At 68.4% G+C, this 13,802-nt stretch carries 14 protein-coding genes, 1 tRNA gene and 4 pseudogenes; 8 read left to right on the forward strand and 11 right to left on the reverse strand.

Features of this window, described 5'->3' with window-relative positions:
• The 9 genes from VJT49_RS20095 to VJT49_RS20135 all read right to left on the reverse strand — a co-directional run.
• Positions 1-432, reverse strand: a 432-nt coding sequence (locus tag VJT49_RS20095; RefSeq protein ID WP_324166403.1) for a hypothetical protein, incomplete at its 3' end; no start/stop codon positions are given.
• A gap of 74 nt (positions 433-506) precedes the next feature.
• Positions 507-1,793 (reverse strand): AAA family ATPase, encoded by a 1,287-nt coding sequence (locus VJT49_RS20100; protein ID WP_324166404.1) that lies wholly within the window; start codon positions 1,791-1,793, stop codon positions 507-509.
• Positions 1,790-2,068 carry a hypothetical protein gene (locus VJT49_RS20105; RefSeq protein WP_324166405.1) on the reverse strand — a complete coding sequence of 93 codons (279 nt, stop codon included), beginning with the start codon at positions 2,066-2,068 and terminating at the stop codon, positions 1,790-1,792. The genes VJT49_RS20100 and VJT49_RS20105 overlap by 4 nt, the downstream gene beginning before the upstream one ends.
• 1 nt (position 2,069) lies before the next feature.
• A complete protein-coding gene (locus tag VJT49_RS20110) occupies positions 2,070-2,351 on the reverse strand; it encodes a hypothetical protein (RefSeq protein ID WP_324166406.1) in 282 nt (93 codons plus the stop codon).
• A gap of 329 nt (positions 2,352-2,680) precedes the next feature.
• A complete protein-coding gene (locus VJT49_RS20115; RefSeq protein WP_324166407.1) occupies positions 2,681-3,631 on the reverse strand; it encodes a tyrosine-type recombinase/integrase in 951 nt (316 codons plus the stop codon).
• Positions 3,632-3,705: 74 nt separating this feature from the next.
• Positions 3,706-3,779: transfer RNA gene (locus VJT49_RS20120), tRNA-Arg, on the reverse strand.
• An 86-nt stretch (positions 3,780-3,865) separates the two neighbouring features.
• A complete protein-coding gene (locus VJT49_RS20125) occupies positions 3,866-4,603 on the reverse strand; it encodes an SDR family oxidoreductase (protein ID WP_324166408.1) in 738 nt (245 codons plus the stop codon).
• A 9-nt stretch (positions 4,604-4,612) separates the two neighbouring features.
• Positions 4,613-6,010 carry a dihydrolipoyl dehydrogenase gene (lpdA, locus tag VJT49_RS20130; protein ID WP_324166409.1) on the reverse strand — a complete coding sequence of 466 codons (1,398 nt, stop codon included), beginning with the start codon at positions 6,008-6,010 and terminating at the stop codon, positions 4,613-4,615.
• Between the two features lie 36 nt (positions 6,011-6,046).
• Complete coding sequence (locus VJT49_RS20135; RefSeq protein ID WP_324166410.1) at positions 6,047-6,451, reverse strand: nitroreductase family deazaflavin-dependent oxidoreductase; 405 nt, start codon at positions 6,449-6,451, stop codon at positions 6,047-6,049.
• 145 nt (positions 6,452-6,596) lie between these two features.
• On the opposite strand from VJT49_RS20135, the gene VJT49_RS20140 reads away from it, so the two are divergent.
• The 6 genes and pseudogenes from VJT49_RS20140 to VJT49_RS20165 all read left to right on the forward strand — a co-directional run.
• Complete coding sequence (locus VJT49_RS20140) at positions 6,597-7,634, forward strand: LacI family DNA-binding transcriptional regulator (RefSeq protein ID WP_324166411.1); 1,038 nt, start codon at positions 6,597-6,599, stop codon at positions 7,632-7,634.
• Positions 7,635-7,941: 307 nt separating this feature from the next.
• Positions 7,942-8,487 (forward strand): metalloregulator ArsR/SmtB family transcription factor, encoded by a 546-nt coding sequence (locus VJT49_RS20145; RefSeq protein ID WP_324166412.1) that lies wholly within the window; start codon positions 7,942-7,944, stop codon positions 8,485-8,487.
• A 157-nt stretch (positions 8,488-8,644) separates the two neighbouring features.
• Complete coding sequence (locus tag VJT49_RS20150) at positions 8,645-9,298, forward strand: TetR/AcrR family transcriptional regulator (protein ID WP_324166413.1); 654 nt, start codon at positions 8,645-8,647, stop codon at positions 9,296-9,298.
• Complete coding sequence (locus tag VJT49_RS20155; RefSeq protein WP_324166414.1) at positions 9,295-9,441, forward strand: hypothetical protein; 147 nt, start codon at positions 9,295-9,297, stop codon at positions 9,439-9,441. The genes VJT49_RS20150 and VJT49_RS20155 overlap by 4 nt, the downstream gene beginning before the upstream one ends.
• Positions 9,442-9,456: 15 nt before the next feature.
• A pseudogene (locus tag VJT49_RS20160) lies at positions 9,457-9,909 on the forward strand (MMPL family transporter); the annotation flags it as partial.
• Positions 9,903-10,217: pseudogene (locus VJT49_RS20165) on the forward strand (MMPL family transporter); the annotation flags it as partial. The pseudogenes VJT49_RS20160 and VJT49_RS20165, both read left to right, overlap by 7 nt.
• Before the next feature lie 303 nt (positions 10,218-10,520).
• On the opposite strand, the pseudogene VJT49_RS20170 reads toward VJT49_RS20165, so the two are convergent.
• A pseudogene (locus tag VJT49_RS20170) lies at positions 10,521-10,982 on the reverse strand (MFS transporter); the annotation flags it as partial.
• A 135-nt stretch (positions 10,983-11,117) separates the two neighbouring features.
• On the opposite strand from VJT49_RS20170, the gene VJT49_RS20175 reads away from it, so the two are divergent.
• Both VJT49_RS20175 and VJT49_RS35340 read left to right on the forward strand, forming a co-directional pair.
• The gene (locus tag VJT49_RS20175; protein WP_324166416.1) at positions 11,118-12,797 is read left to right on the forward strand and encodes a fatty acyl-AMP ligase; all 1,680 of its coding nucleotides are present in this window, start codon (positions 11,118-11,120) and stop codon (positions 12,795-12,797) included.
• Positions 12,724-12,984, forward strand: a pseudogene (locus tag VJT49_RS35340) (acyl carrier protein); the annotation flags it as partial. The gene VJT49_RS20175 and the pseudogene VJT49_RS35340, both read left to right, overlap by 74 nt.
• 19 nt (positions 12,985-13,003) lie before the next feature.
• Here the strand turns inward: VJT49_RS35340 and VJT49_RS20180 are convergent.
• A complete protein-coding gene (locus VJT49_RS20180) occupies positions 13,004-13,624 on the reverse strand; it encodes an MFS transporter (protein WP_324166430.1) in 621 nt (206 codons plus the stop codon).
• Between the last annotated feature and the right edge of the window lie 178 nt (positions 13,625-13,802).

Genomic DNA, 13,802 nt, shown 5'->3' on the forward strand with positions numbered 1-13,802 from the left:
GCGTTTCTGTGCGTCCGCGATCTGGGTCTCGTAGCTGGCACCCCCACCACCGCCCCCGCCTTGGCTCTTGTCCGGGCGTGGTGCGCGTGGTTGCGTCGTGGTGGGTGCGGGTGGTGCCGGTGTGGTGGCCGCGGTGACTGCCGCGTTCAGCTGGTCGGCGGCGGTCTGGCGTTCGGCGGGGGTGAGCGTGCCGTCGAGCTCGGGCACGGTCGGTGCGGGGTTGAGGCCGGCGGCCTGCGCTTCGGCGTGGCGCTTCTTCTCCTGCCAGCCGGGCCCGAATTTCTGCCACTTCTCGTCATCCCGGAGCATGTCGAGTTCAGCCTGTGTGGGTTGGCCGGTGGGCCTGCCCTGGTTGTTCACCGGCGGCAGGAGCTTGCGTTGTTCGACGATGAACTCGCGCACCTGCTGCGCCCGGATCATCGGGTCGGTCATGATCACTGTCCTTCCTGGAGTTGCGGAGGTTCCGCAGTTTCTGGGCGTGACGCCGGGCAAGTCCGTTGGGGGGGTCATGCCGTTTTCGTCTCGCTTTCGCAGGTCGCGCACGTTCTGGTGTTGAGGTTGAGGGGAGCTGCACGTCCGCATTCGGCGCACGCTCCGTTGGGTCGCCCGTTGCGCCAGGCACGCAACGCGTCCGCGGCACGCTGGCGACGCCACTTCATGCGTGTCTGTACGTCCTGAACGGACCCGGGCGGCGGGTCGAGCGCATCGAGCTCGGCCACATCGTCATCGGACACACCTTGGGCCTTGCCCGTGTCGCCGAGCTGGGGCGGCCGGATTCGCCATTCCATCCCGTCGCCGCGACTGTCCACAATGAACAGGCCGGCCGCCGGTTCGCGGCCATCGCTGTGGCAGTGCTGCCGCAGTCCGCCGTGTCTGTCCTTGTTCACGGTCAGGAACGCCGAACCCGTCCGGCCTGGCGCGAACGGTTCATTGATCGTGACCCGGACAGCGACACCACCGATGGCGCGCCGTTTGGCCACGGTCCCAGTCGGGCCGCTGGCCCGTGTCTCCGTGTTCTTCGGCAGGTGATCGATCGCGAGCACGGCGGCGCCGGCCATCGCCAGGGGCTTCAGGACGTTCGCGTGGGCGCGGGTGAACTCGTCCGGCGAGTTACTGGACAACCCGAGCAGGGGCAGCAACTCCCCGATCGAGTCGACGACGGCGACCGCGGGCCGCCACTGCTTGGTGTCCGCGACCACCTCGGCCAGGTGGGCGCGGTCCTCGGGCTCGACGTAACGGAACTGGTTCGGGTCGCGGAGCGCTTCTTCGGGTGCGCCCATGTCGAGTAACCGGAAGACGATGGCTTCAACACCGTTGTGGTCGAGGTCGATCACCAGCACGCGGCGGCCGGCCTCCAGTGCCTCGACGGCAGCGGCGCACGTGAGCAGGGTCTTACCGCCCTCCGGGTCGCCGAACACGAGGTTGACCTGTCCGGCGTAGAAGAGCGCTATGTCGTCTTCGCGGCGCAGGAGCACGGGCGCCGGTGGTTCGGGCCGGTTGCCGTCGAGCAGCGCGGCCACGTCCGCGTAGCGCGGAGCGGTTCCCGGTTCCCGTATATAGGGTGGGGAACCGGGAACCGGTTCCGGGGAAACGTCTTCACCGTTCAGCGTTTCCGCTGGTATCCCGGTTCCCGAATGGTTCCGGGAACCGGTTCCCGGACGCGCCGGAACCGGTTCCGGTTCCCGAGCGGTTCCCGAGCTGGAACCGGCATAGTGGACGGTTCCGTCCTGGTCGACCCACTGCTCGGTCTCCGGGTTGTCGTGGCCGTAGAAGCCAGTGGGAACCGCGGTCACGCGGCAGCCCCACGTGCCGACTCGGCCAGGACGCGTTCGGAGTCCTCGCTCAGCAAGCCGAGGTCCTTCAGGTGCCACCAGGTGCGGCGGGACGCCTGAAGATTGCGCGGTGCCGGCTCCAGCGGTTCGCTACGCCACGGGTCCACGTATCCGCAGGCGAGGGGTGGCAGCCGCCGGGCAGCAGCGCGGCGCCGGGCCAGAATGTCGTCGGATAGCTTGGCCGCGTCCACTTCGAGGCCCCCCGGCATGTGCCAGGGGGCTTTCTCGCGCGCCATGTCAGGCTGTCTCCGCGGCGTCCAGCTCGCCGAGTTTGGCCTCAGCGGCGTCGGCCTCGGCCACGAGCGCCTTGGCGCGCTGGCGGGCGACCGAGGACTTCAACGCCAACGCGGAGAAGTACGCCTTCCTGGCGTGTTCGGCACGCCGGTTTCGCTCAGCCTCGGGCAGGGTGCGGTCCGGGTCGACCTGGTCGAGGAACCGCTGGAGGAACCGGTCCCTGGCGGGCGCGGTGTTGGTCTTGCCGGCCGCGTGCATGGCGTGGGCGGCGACACGCGACCGCATGCTTCGTTGGTCGGGCGTGAGAGGGTATGACACGATGGTGCACGCTCCTGCGAAAGGGGTGGGGCCCGACCCCTACGGCCTAGGAAACTGAGGGGGTCGGGCCTTTTTGCGTTGTCGGGACGAACGCTAGCACAGGGCACAAACGGACTCGATCATCGGCGTGCCGCGTGTTCGATATGCGTGACCTGCGAAGAGATTTCAAGAGAATCGCAAGAGGTTGCAAGAAGTTTCAAGAGGGTGCGCAGGGTGCACGGAATTGCGTTCGAATATAGGTACATTCTTGCCAGAAAGTCGGCATTAACCACTGGCAAGTACCAACACTGTACGATTCAGAGCCGGTCGCCGAGCCGCATCTTGCGGTGGGCGTCCCGCGCCCGTTCGTCGGCCGCGGATGCGGCATAGCGGCCCACCATCGCCCTCGACTTCCACCCCGCCAGCCGCATCAGGTCCGTCTCCTGGCCGCCGTTGGCCATCCACGTGTGGGCGAAGAAGTGCCGGAACAGGTGCGGGTGAACCCTGCCGTCGACTTCGGCCGTAGCGGCACGGCGTTCGAGCATCTGGCGGATCCCACCCGGCTTCAAGGGGCCACGACCACGCGTCGACAGCCAGAACGCCGCGAACTGCTCCGACTTCGGCTCCTTCGCCCTGACCCGCCGGTAGCGGCGTAGCGCGTCGGAAGTCTTGGGCCCGAACGGAAGCACGTGATGACGGCCGCCCTTGAGGACGATGCGGACAGTGTCGGTGTCGAAGTCGAAGTCGTCGAGCTGCATGCCGGCCATGCCGGACACGCGGACGCCCGAGTCGAGGAACAGCCGGATCATGGCGGTGTCGCGTAGTTGCTCGAACTCGCGGCCGGCACATGTCCCCAGGAGCGCCTTGATGGCGGACTCGGGCAGCACGGGCACGGGCTGTTCCGGTGCGTTGGGCGGTGACATCTTGGCGAAGGGGTTGGTGGTGATTTCCTCTTCGGTCTCCAGCCACTTCCACAGTTGTTGCAGGGACCGGTACTGGGTGGCCGCGTAGGTGGGTTTGACGGTCTCGCCTTCCCTGCCGTTGCGGCGGGTCTTGCGGGACAGCAGGCCCACGAAGTAGGTCTCCAAGTGGTCCTTGGTGATCTCGTCGGCCCGGGTGGGTAGGCCGGACTCGGTGAGCCAGTCGAGGAGGTAACCAGCGTGGCGCAGGTAGAGGTTCGCGGTTCCCTCGGACTTGCCGGAGGCGAGTAGCGATCGTTTCCAGTCGTCGAGGAGTGCACGAAGGTCGGTCAGATCCGGGGTCGTCATGCGCCGGATCGTAACCTAAATCTCTTGCTGTAGGAACGCTGTGCCTGCTACGTTCACAGTGTTTTCCCAGCTAGCGCCCTGGGCAGGACTCGAACCTGCGACCTAGAGATTAGAAGGCTCTTGCTCTATCCAGCTGAGCTACCAGGGCCAGCGCCGACGACCGCTGCCGGCCACGAGCACGCCTGCAGTTTAGTCATCGCCAACCCTCGTATCGTTGAACGTCAGCCAATCGTTTCAGCCCCGGCCGACAAAGGGCATCTTCGTCGCGGTGATGGTGATGAACTGCACGTTCGCGTCCAGCGGGAGGCCAGCCATGTACCGCACGGCGCTCGCGACGTGGGCCGGGTCGAAAATGGGTTCGGGCAGCTCACGTCCGTCGGCCTGACGGGCGCTGCGGCTGATGGCCGCGGTCATGTCGGTGGCCGCGTTGCCGATGTCGATCTGGCCGCAGGCGATGTCGTACGGCCGGCCGTCGAGGGAGATCGACTTGGTCAGGCCGGTGATGGCGTGCTTGGTCGCGGTGTAGGCCACGCTGCCGGGGCGGGGGCTGTGGGCCGAGATCGAGCCGTTGTTGATGATTCGCCCGCCCCGCGGCCGCTGCTCCTTCATCATCAGGAAGGCCTGGCGGGCACACAGGAACGACCCGGTCAGGTTGACGTCCACGGTGCGCTGCCAGTCCGTCACCGAAATCTCGCTCACATCGCCGGACGGCCCGAACGTCCCGGCGTTGTTGACCAGCAGGTCGAGCCGGCCCCATCGGGCGCGCACGGCGTCGAACAGGGCCTCGACCTGGGCTGGGTCGGCCACGTCCGTGAGCACCGGCAGCGCGTCCGGGTGTCCCTCCGCCGACTCACGCAGCGGCTCGGCCCGCCGTCCGGCGAGCGCGACCCGGTAACCGGCATCGAGCAGGGCCCGGGCTATGTACCTGCCCAGGCCCGAACCGGCGCCGGTCACCACGGCCACCCCGGTCATCCGGCCTCCTCAGAAGTTGATCATGTGGCCGGCCAGGCCGTGAACGGCCTCCTTGACCGCCTCGCCGAGGGTCGGGTGCGCGTGCACGTTGCGGGCCACCTCGCGCACGGTCAGATCCCACTGCTGGGCCAGGGTCAGCTCGGGCAGCAGTTCGGTGACGTCCGGGCCGATCAGGTGCGCGCCGAGCAACTCGCCGTACCTGGCGTCGGAAATGATCTTCACGAAGCCACCTGGGTCGGCCAGCCCGTGCGCCTTTCCGTTGGCGGTGAAGGGGAACTTGGCCACCTGCACGTCGAAGCCCCGCTCCCGCGCCTGCGCCTCGGTCCAGCCGAAGCTGGCGACCTGCGGCTGGCAGTAGGTCGCCCGCGGGATCATCGTGTAGTCGAGCTCCATGGTCTCGGCGCCCGCGATGGTCTCGGCGGCGACGATGCCCATCGCCTCGGCGGCGTGCGCGAGCATCAGCTTCGCCGTGACGTCGCCGATCGCGAAGATGTGCGGCACGGTGGTCCGGCACCGGCCGTCGACGGCGATGGCCCTGCGCTCGGTCAGCTCGACCCCGGTGTTCTCCAGGCCGTAGCCGTCGACCCTCGGCTGGAAGCCGATGGCCTGCAGCACCTTGTCTGCCTCCAGGGTCCGCTTGGTGCCGTCCGAGACGACGGTGACCGTGACCTTGTCGCCACTGTCGTCGATGGCCTCCACCTTGGTGGAGGTGAGCACCTCGATGCCGAGCTTGGCGTACCGGCGTGCCAGCTCCTTGGACACCTCGGCGTCCTCCAGCGGCACCATCCGGTCGAGGAACTCCACGATGGTCACCCGCACGCCGTAGTTGTGCAGTACGTAGGCGAACTCGACGCCGATCGCACCCGCACCGGCGATGACGACGCTGCCGGGCAGTTCGCGCGACAGGATCTGCTCCTCGTAGGTCACCACCCGTTCGGACAGCGACGTGCCGGGCAGCAGCTTGGTGGTCGCGCCGGCGGCGATGACGCAGTGGTCGAACGTCACCGTCTCGGTGCCGTTCTCACCGGTCACCTGGATGGTGTGCGGGTCGGTGAAGGTGCCGCGGCCGGTGAACTCCGTGATCTTGTTCTTCTTCATCAGGAAGTGCACGCCCTTGACCCGGCCGTCGGCGACCGACCGGCTGCGGTCGAACGCCGCGCCGTAGTCGAACCGGATCTCGCCGTCGGACGAGATGCCGAAGGTCTTGGCCTCCTTGGTGACCAGGTGCGCCAACTCGGCGTTGCGCAGCAGCGCCTTCGACGGGATGCACCCGACGTTCAGGCACACGCCACCCCAGTAGCGCTCCTCGATCACCGCCGTCCGGAGCCCCAGCTGCGACGCCCGGATCGCCGCGACATACCCGCCGGGCCCGGCGCCCAGCACCACAACGTCGAAATGTGCGCTCATGTTATGCAGCCTATGCCGAACGCCGGACCCCGAGCGTCAGGCCCGTTCGAGGATCACTACCGGGATCTGCCGGTCGGTCTTTGTCTGGTACTCGTCGTAGGCGGGCCACACCTTGGTCATCTTCGGCCACAGCGCCGCCCGCTCCTCGTCGTCGGCCGCCCGGGCGGTCGCGGCGAACTTGTCGCCCTTGACCTGCACCTTCACCTCGGGGTTGGCCAGCAGGTTCTTGTACCAGCCGGGGTGGTCGGGCGCGCCGCCCTTGGACGCGACGACCAGATAGCCGCCGTCGTGCTCCTGGTAGATGAGCGGGAACTTGCGATCCTCGCCGGTCTTGCGGCCCTTGGTGGTGAGGATCAGGACCGGGGCGCCCTGCTCCCAGTCGTGACCGACCTCACCGTTGGTTTCCTCGTACCGGCGCACGTGCTCATCGCCGAACAGCATCTGTTGTTCCTTCCTGACCGCGTCGTTCCTCCACTGACTACACGCATCCGGCACGCCGCGTATTCCCCCCGATGGAGTGGACATGACCAGGCGAAACGGGCGGATCGACCTAGAATTTTCGTGAATCACCGGCCAGGAGGTCCCCATGAACGGCAGGCCCCACGTGACCCTGGAGGACGTGGCCCAGGTGGCCAGCGTCTCACTCGCCACAGCTTCCCGGGTGCTCAACGGCACCACCAACGTCCGCCAGGACCTCCGCGAGCGCGTCCTGTCCGCGGCGGCCGATCTGGCCTACACGCCGAACGCGCACGCGCAGGCACTGGCCGGCGCCTCGCACCGCACGGTCGGCGTGGTGTGCCATGACGTGAGCGACCCGTACTTCGCCGCCGTCGCGCGCGGCGTGATGCGGGTCGCCGACCAGAACGGCCTGCTCGTGATGCTCGCCAACACCTTCCGTGAACCGGAGAAGGAGATCGCCTACGTCTCGATGCTGCGGGCGCAGCGAGCCTCGGCGATCCTCCTGGTCGGCTCCGGTTTCGAGGACCGCACCTGGGCCAGGGCGCTGACCGCGGAGCTGGAGCCGTATCGCCGGGGTGGTGGGCACGTCGCGGTGGTCAGCAGGCACCGCAACCTCCGGGTCGACACGGTGCAGCCGGACAACCGCGCGGGGGCGAAGGCACTGGCCGAGGAGATGCTGCGGCTGGGGCACCGGAAGTACGCGGTGCTGTCCGGGCCGCGGTCCCTGACCACCGTGCTCGACCGGCTGGAAGGGTTCACCGAGGGCTTGGCAGCCGCGGGTGTCCGGTTGTCGGACCAGGACATCTTCGAGGCTTCGTTCACCCGCGACGGCGGCTATGCGGCGGCCGGCGACCTACTGGCCGCCAAGCACAAGGCGACCTGCGTGTTCGCCGTGGCGGACGTGATGGCGATCGGCGCACTCACCGCGCTGCGGGAGGCCGGGCGCTCGGTGCCCGAGGACGTGTCGCTCGCCGGTTTCGACGACATTCCCGTGGTGCGGGACCTGTCCCCGCCGCTGACCACCGTCGCACTCCCCCTGGAGCGCCTCGGAGAGCAGGCCATGGAACTCGCCCTGAACAACGGGGGCGGTACCCGCAGCCGCGTTCGCAGGCTGCCCGCCGAGGTCGTGCTGCGCGAGTCCACCGCCCGCCGCCGTCGCCGCTGACTCACGGGCGCAGGGCCAGCCAGGCACAAAGGCCCGCGAGGGCCACTCGGGCACGGTGCACGCCAGCGCCTGGGCGAGTTCGGCGCCGGGCTGGGCGGTCAGCACGTCGAACCACGCGTCCATCACGGCCAGTGCGGCGACCGCCGAAGCGGAAAGCCGGGCGCGTGAGTCGCCTTGGTGGTGAAACCGGGCGGTGACCGCACAGCCGAGCGCCATCATCAGGTCGAGCCCGATCCACGCGGTGGACCAGTGCCGCACCTCGGTGGTCGCGGGCAGGGTCCGCCCCAGCACGAACACCCACGGCACCATGCCCGCGGCGACCGCGCCGACACTGAAGGCGCTGGCACACCCACTGCGACAGAAGATGCTGCGAGCCCTTGACAGCCACGGGGAGGCGAACTCGACCACCATCGCCAAGGCGCTCGGCGAGAACACCGGGACGACGAGCTACCACCTTCGCGTGCTCGCCGACGCGGGGATCATCGAATACATTCCAGAACACTCCACCGGCCGCGAACGCTGGTACCGCACGGTGCCGACCGACCGGCGGGCGCCGGAGTACGACAGCCTGCCGGAAGAGGACAAGGCCGCCTACGACGCGTGGACACAACTGCGCATTCCGGATGAACTGCGCCTCTCGCAGAGGATGGTCGACGAGTACAACAAGCACGGCAAATGGCTGAATTTGTCGCGAAGCAGCGCGTACTACACCGTCGACGACCTCGAGGCGTTATTCGAGGATTACATCAGCTTGCTGAACAAATACGGCCATTCGAGGGAAGACGCTCCGCCGAATGCCCGGCGCCTGCACTTGCGCTTCTTCTACCTTCCGGACGAAAACCAAGGCGCCTGATCAGGGGAAACAACAAGGCGGCGGACGAAGTGCGCGGGCGGGCCGGCGCCACACACCAGAGACATGCGGGCAACGCCGTGCGTCCGAACGACTGACATTTCGCCAACCTGCCGGGAAAGGGCAACGTAACGCGTGGGGTCATGCCACGATGGCGGCCATGACCCCATCCGAGCCACGGTGGCGAAGACTGGAACCCGACGAGCGCAGGGAGCAGATTTTCACCTGCGCGGCGCGCCTGTTCGCCGAACGGCCGTACGCCGAAGTGTCCACATCGGATATCGCGGCCGAGGCGGGAGTGGCGCGAGGTCTGATCAACCACTACTTCGGCACCAAACGGGAGCTGTACCTGGCGGTCATCCGGCGTGCCACCACCATGCCCAACGTGCGCCCCAACCTTTTCCCGGACGGCGGCGGCCCGATCGAGGAGCGGGCGTCGACCGCGGTGTCCTGGTTCCTGGACATGGTGGTCAACCAGGGAAAGATGTGGCTGACCGCGACCTCGGAGGGCTTCGGCCGGGACCCGGAGGTCGAGCAGATTCTCTTCGAATCCGAACGTAAGTCGGCCGACCGGGTGCTCGACGCGGTCGGCGTACCGCCGGACGCCGCCGAGCGGTCCAAGCTGAACGCGCTGCTTCGCGCCTACAACGGGATGATCAAGGGAGCCGGCCGGGAGTGGCTCCTGCGCGGTGCCCTGGATCGCGATCAGGTGCACACTCTTTTGCACAAATCACTGGTCACTTTGCTCCTGGATGTGTTCCCGACAGTACTGAAGGAACCTCTCGACCTGACGGGGCATTGCACGTCGGTATGAGACGGCCGTTCCCCGTCCTGGTGGTGCTCGCCTGGCTCGCGATCGGCTTCCTCGCCATTCCCTTCGCGGGAAAGCTCAGCGAGGTCAGCAGCAACGATCCGAGTTCGTTCCTGCCCGCGGGCGCGGAGTCCACGAAGGAGTAGCGACTTCAGGAAAACTTCGCGCAGAACAGGTTGCTGCCCACGGTGGTGGTCTTCGAGCGCGCGTCGGGGCTGACCCCGGCCGATTCCGCGGCGATTACCGCCGAAGCCGCCGAACTCGCAAACGCGCCAGGTCTGGACGGTCAACCGACGTCGCCGTTTCCTTCCGCGGACGGAAAAGCGCTGATTTTGCCGGTTTCCGGCAAAGATCCGCATCAGGCCGGGGAAGACGTGAATCGAATTCGGGAAATGCTCGGCATCGGGCTCCCGGACGGTTTGCGCGCGCCGACCACGGGGCCGGGCGGCTACGGCGCAGATTTCGCGGACGTTTTCCGCGGGATCGACGGAAGGCTGCTGCTGGTCACCGCCGCCGTGGTCGAGGTGATCCTGGTACTGGTTTACCGCAGCCCCTCGCTGCCGGTGGTCGTGCTGATCTCGGCGGCCTCGCGCCGGGGTCCTCGGCCATGCTGATCTACTGGCTGACCCGCCGGGGCGTGCTCACGCTCAACGGGGAGACCCAGGGCATCCTGCTGATCCTCGTCTTCGGCGCGGCGACGGACTACGCACTGCTCCTCGTCACCCGCTATCGCGAAGAACTCACACGCGACGAAACCGCCTTCGATGCGATGCGCCTAACGCTGTGCAGGTCGGTGGAGCCGACCGGCGCGTCCGGTGGCACGGTGATCCTCGGCATGCTGTGCCTGCTGCTGTCCGAACTCACCTCGAACCGCAGTCTCGGCCCGATCACGTCGATCGGCATCGTGGGCGCGTTGCTGGCCTCGCTCACCTTCCTGCCCGCCGCGCTGGTGCTGCTGGGCCCGGGCCGCGTTCTGGCCGATGAAACCGTGCGCGGTCAGGCATCGCCAGTCCGCGCACGGATCTTCGACCGCGTAGTTCAGCCCGGCCAGTCCGGCCGCCACCGGCACCAGTCCCCCGCAAACAGGGCCAGCGCGGTCCGAACCGTTGCGCCAGCATTCCGCCCGCCGGCGCGCCGAGCACGACGACACGGGTCGGCGGCCCTCGACGATGACCCCGCCGATCACCGGTCCGAGCCCGATCGCAAGCGCGCTCACCCCGCCCCACACGCCGAGCGGCAGGCCGAGCCGGTCCGCCGGGAAGGCGCTGCGCAGCAAGGCGAGCGCCGACGGTTGCCGCAGCGCGCCCGCGATCCCTTGCAGGGCACGGAACAGCACCAGCACGTTGCCGGCGAGGGCGAAGGAGGACAGCCCGAACAGGGCCGCGCCGAGCAGGAAGGTGCGGCGGCGGCCGATCCGGTCGGCGAGCCGTCCCGCGGGGAGCAGGCACGCGGCGAGGGCACCAGATAGGCGTTGGCGATCAGCTCGAGGTCCCCGAGCGAAACGCCCACCGGGTGGGCGATGTACGGTGCCGCGATCGTGGTGGCGGTGCCGTCGAGGCCCACCATGGCCCCGCCGAGCACCGAGGCGAGCGGGGTCAGCCACGGGCGTCCAACTGTCGACGGTTTCACGGAGGCGAGAATGCCGTGCGAACGGACAAAATTCAGTGGGAACGCTGTAAACTTCCACCGTCGGGGCACATAGTTTGGGTCGACCTTGTACGGCCGGGTCCGGCCGGCCGGCGTAAAGCCACTCCGGACAGCGGAACTTCTGTCAGCGGAACAGCTGACGAGCTAAACCGGATTACATACGGGTGAAATATCCATGTTGCTGGCTGATCTGCGGCCGCTGACGTCCTATCTGTTCGCCAGGGCGGAGTCGAGCGAGCCCGCGTTCACGTTCCTCGACTATTCGGCCGACCGTGACGGCGTCGAGCGTACGATCACCTGGGCGGAGTTGGCCGAACGGGTGAGATCCGTCGCCGCCGGGCTGACCCGCGTCACGGATCGCGGCGAGCGGGTGGCGATCATGGCCCCGCAGGACCTGACCTATGTGATCGGTTTCCTCGGCGCGCTGCACGCCGGGACGGTCGCGGTACCGCTGTTCGCGCCGCAGGTCGGCCAGCACGGCGAACGCCTGGTCAACGTGCTGGCGGACTGCGCGCCGCAGGTGTGGCTGACCTCGTCGGGCGCGCTCGGCGAGGTGCGCGCGCTGACGGAGGGCCACCCGGTGCCGATGCCGAAGCAGATTTTCGCGGTCGACGAACTGACCGCGCCGGCCGGCGAGGCCACCGCGCCGGAACTCGACCTGGACGAGACGGCCTACCTTCAGTACACCTCGGGTTCGACGGGTGACCCGTCCGGCGCGATGATCACCCACCGGGCCATCGCGGCCAACGCCTGGCAGGCCGCCTCGGCGTTCGGCACCGGGCCGGACTGGACCTGCGTCGGGTGGATACCGTTCTTCCACGACATGGGACTCGGTCACCTGATCGCGCTACCACTGATGTTCGGGGTGCGTTCGGTATTCATGACCCCGTTCGACTTCATCATGCGACCGGCCCGCTGGCTGCGGCAGTTGGCCAATTATCCGAACACGTTCTCCGCCGCACCCAATTTCGCGTTCGAATACGCCGTACGGAAGACAAAAGACCGATCCGGGCTCGACCTTTCGGGGGTACGCGCGCTGCTCAACGGCAGCGAGCCTGTCCATCCCGCCACCATCTCGCGATTCGACGAGGAGCTCGGCCCGTACGGGCTGCGACCGCAGGCGCACCGGCCCTGCTACGGGCTCGCCGAAGCGACCGTGATGGTGACCGCCACCCGGGACGAGGGCCCGACCGTGACCAGTTTCGACCGGGCCGCGCTGGCCGCGGACCGGGGTGTCGCGACCGAGCCGGGGCCTGACACGGTGGACCTCGTGGCGGCGGGGAAGCCCTCCGCCCAGCAGGTCCGGATAGTCGATCCGAACACGGGCGTGCCGCGTGCGGACGACGAGGTCGGTGAGATCTGGGTGCGGGGCCCGAACGTCGCGGACGGGTACTGGCGCCGGCCGGAGCGCACCGAGGAGACCTTCGGCGGGAGTATCCCCGGAGAGCCAGGGAGGTGGCTGCGCACGGGCGACCTGGGCATGTTCCACGACGGGCTGCTCTACGTCACCGGGCGGCTCAAGGACCTGATCATCGTCGACGGCAGGAACCACTACCCGCAGGACATCGAGGCGACCGTGAGCGGCGCCCACCCGGCCGTCCGCCGCCACCACGTGGCCGCCTTCTCCGTACGTGACGCCGACGGGGTCGAGGGCGCGGCGGTGGTCGCGGAACTGATCCAGCCCGACACCGACCAGACCGAGGTCACCCGTGCCATCCAGCGCGCTGTCTCGGCGGTGCACGACGTGAAGCTGCGTGGCGTCAAGCTGGTCCCCTCGGGCAGTGTGCTGCGCACCTCCAGCGGCAAGATCGCCCGAGCCGCGACGCGGAGCGAGCACTGGGACTCGAATCGATGAACATCGACGAACTACGGCGCTGGCTGATCGAGCGAGTCGCCGAGGCCACCGCCGTGCCCGAACCGGAAACCGACCCGGCCGCCCGCTGGACGAGTACGGTCTGTCCTCCCGTGACGCCGTCGAACTCGCCGGTGCACTCGAAGAAGCACTCAACCGTTCCCTGCCGAGCACATTCATCTGGGAACACCCCACGATCGACCGTCCGGCTACCGCGCTGGGCGGGGATGCTTGCTCCAAGCGGGGGCGTGTGGGCAAGTGCCCGAGAGGACACGGCGAACCACCACCGGAACCGGCACGTCCAATACGCCGCCAACCGGGTCCGCGATCCGCACCGAATCGCGCAGGAAGTACAACAGGTACAGCGTCGCCATCGCGTTCGCCAGGCGGGAAACCGCGGCCACGCGAAATCGGGATACCTGCGCGGGCTGATCCAGAAGGCGAAGGGACCGGGGCGCCCGGTCCGTGCGAGCGTCCTTTGTGGTCAGGACTAACGGTGTTGTCAGGGCCACCAACAGGACGGCGAGAGCGACGTACCCGGCTCCGGCCCGGGTCACCAACAGCGCCCCGAGCACCAGCCCGAGCGGCCCGGCCGGCCCCACCCACCCGGACACCACGCCGCGCCGGCGCACCGGAACCTGGTCCGGGATCGTCGCGGTCAGCCCGGCGAACATCGCGTTCTGCGCGGCCTGCGCCGCCATCCAGCACGCCGCGACCCCGATGATGCTGCCCTGCGCCCCCAGCACGACCAGCGGCGCCGCGCACACGGCCGCGCCACCGAGGATCCACGGGTGCCGCCGGCCGAACCGGACGGTAATGCGGTCTGACAGTGCCCCGGCAAACCGGTGCGGCGAGAATCGACACGACCGCCGCGGCCGCGCTCACGATGGCCAGATTCGTCTCTTCGTGGCCGGCGTCGATCCGCTCGATCCGCAGCGGCAGCAGCACCTGCACCGGGGCGAGCACGACCACCCGGAATCCCGGCACCGCCAGGGATAGCCGGGGGAT

It is taken from the genome of Amycolatopsis sp. (genome assembly GCF_035276945.1).
In the GTDB taxonomy this organism is placed as follows: domain Bacteria; phylum Actinomycetota; class Actinomycetes; order Mycobacteriales; family Pseudonocardiaceae; genus Amycolatopsis_E.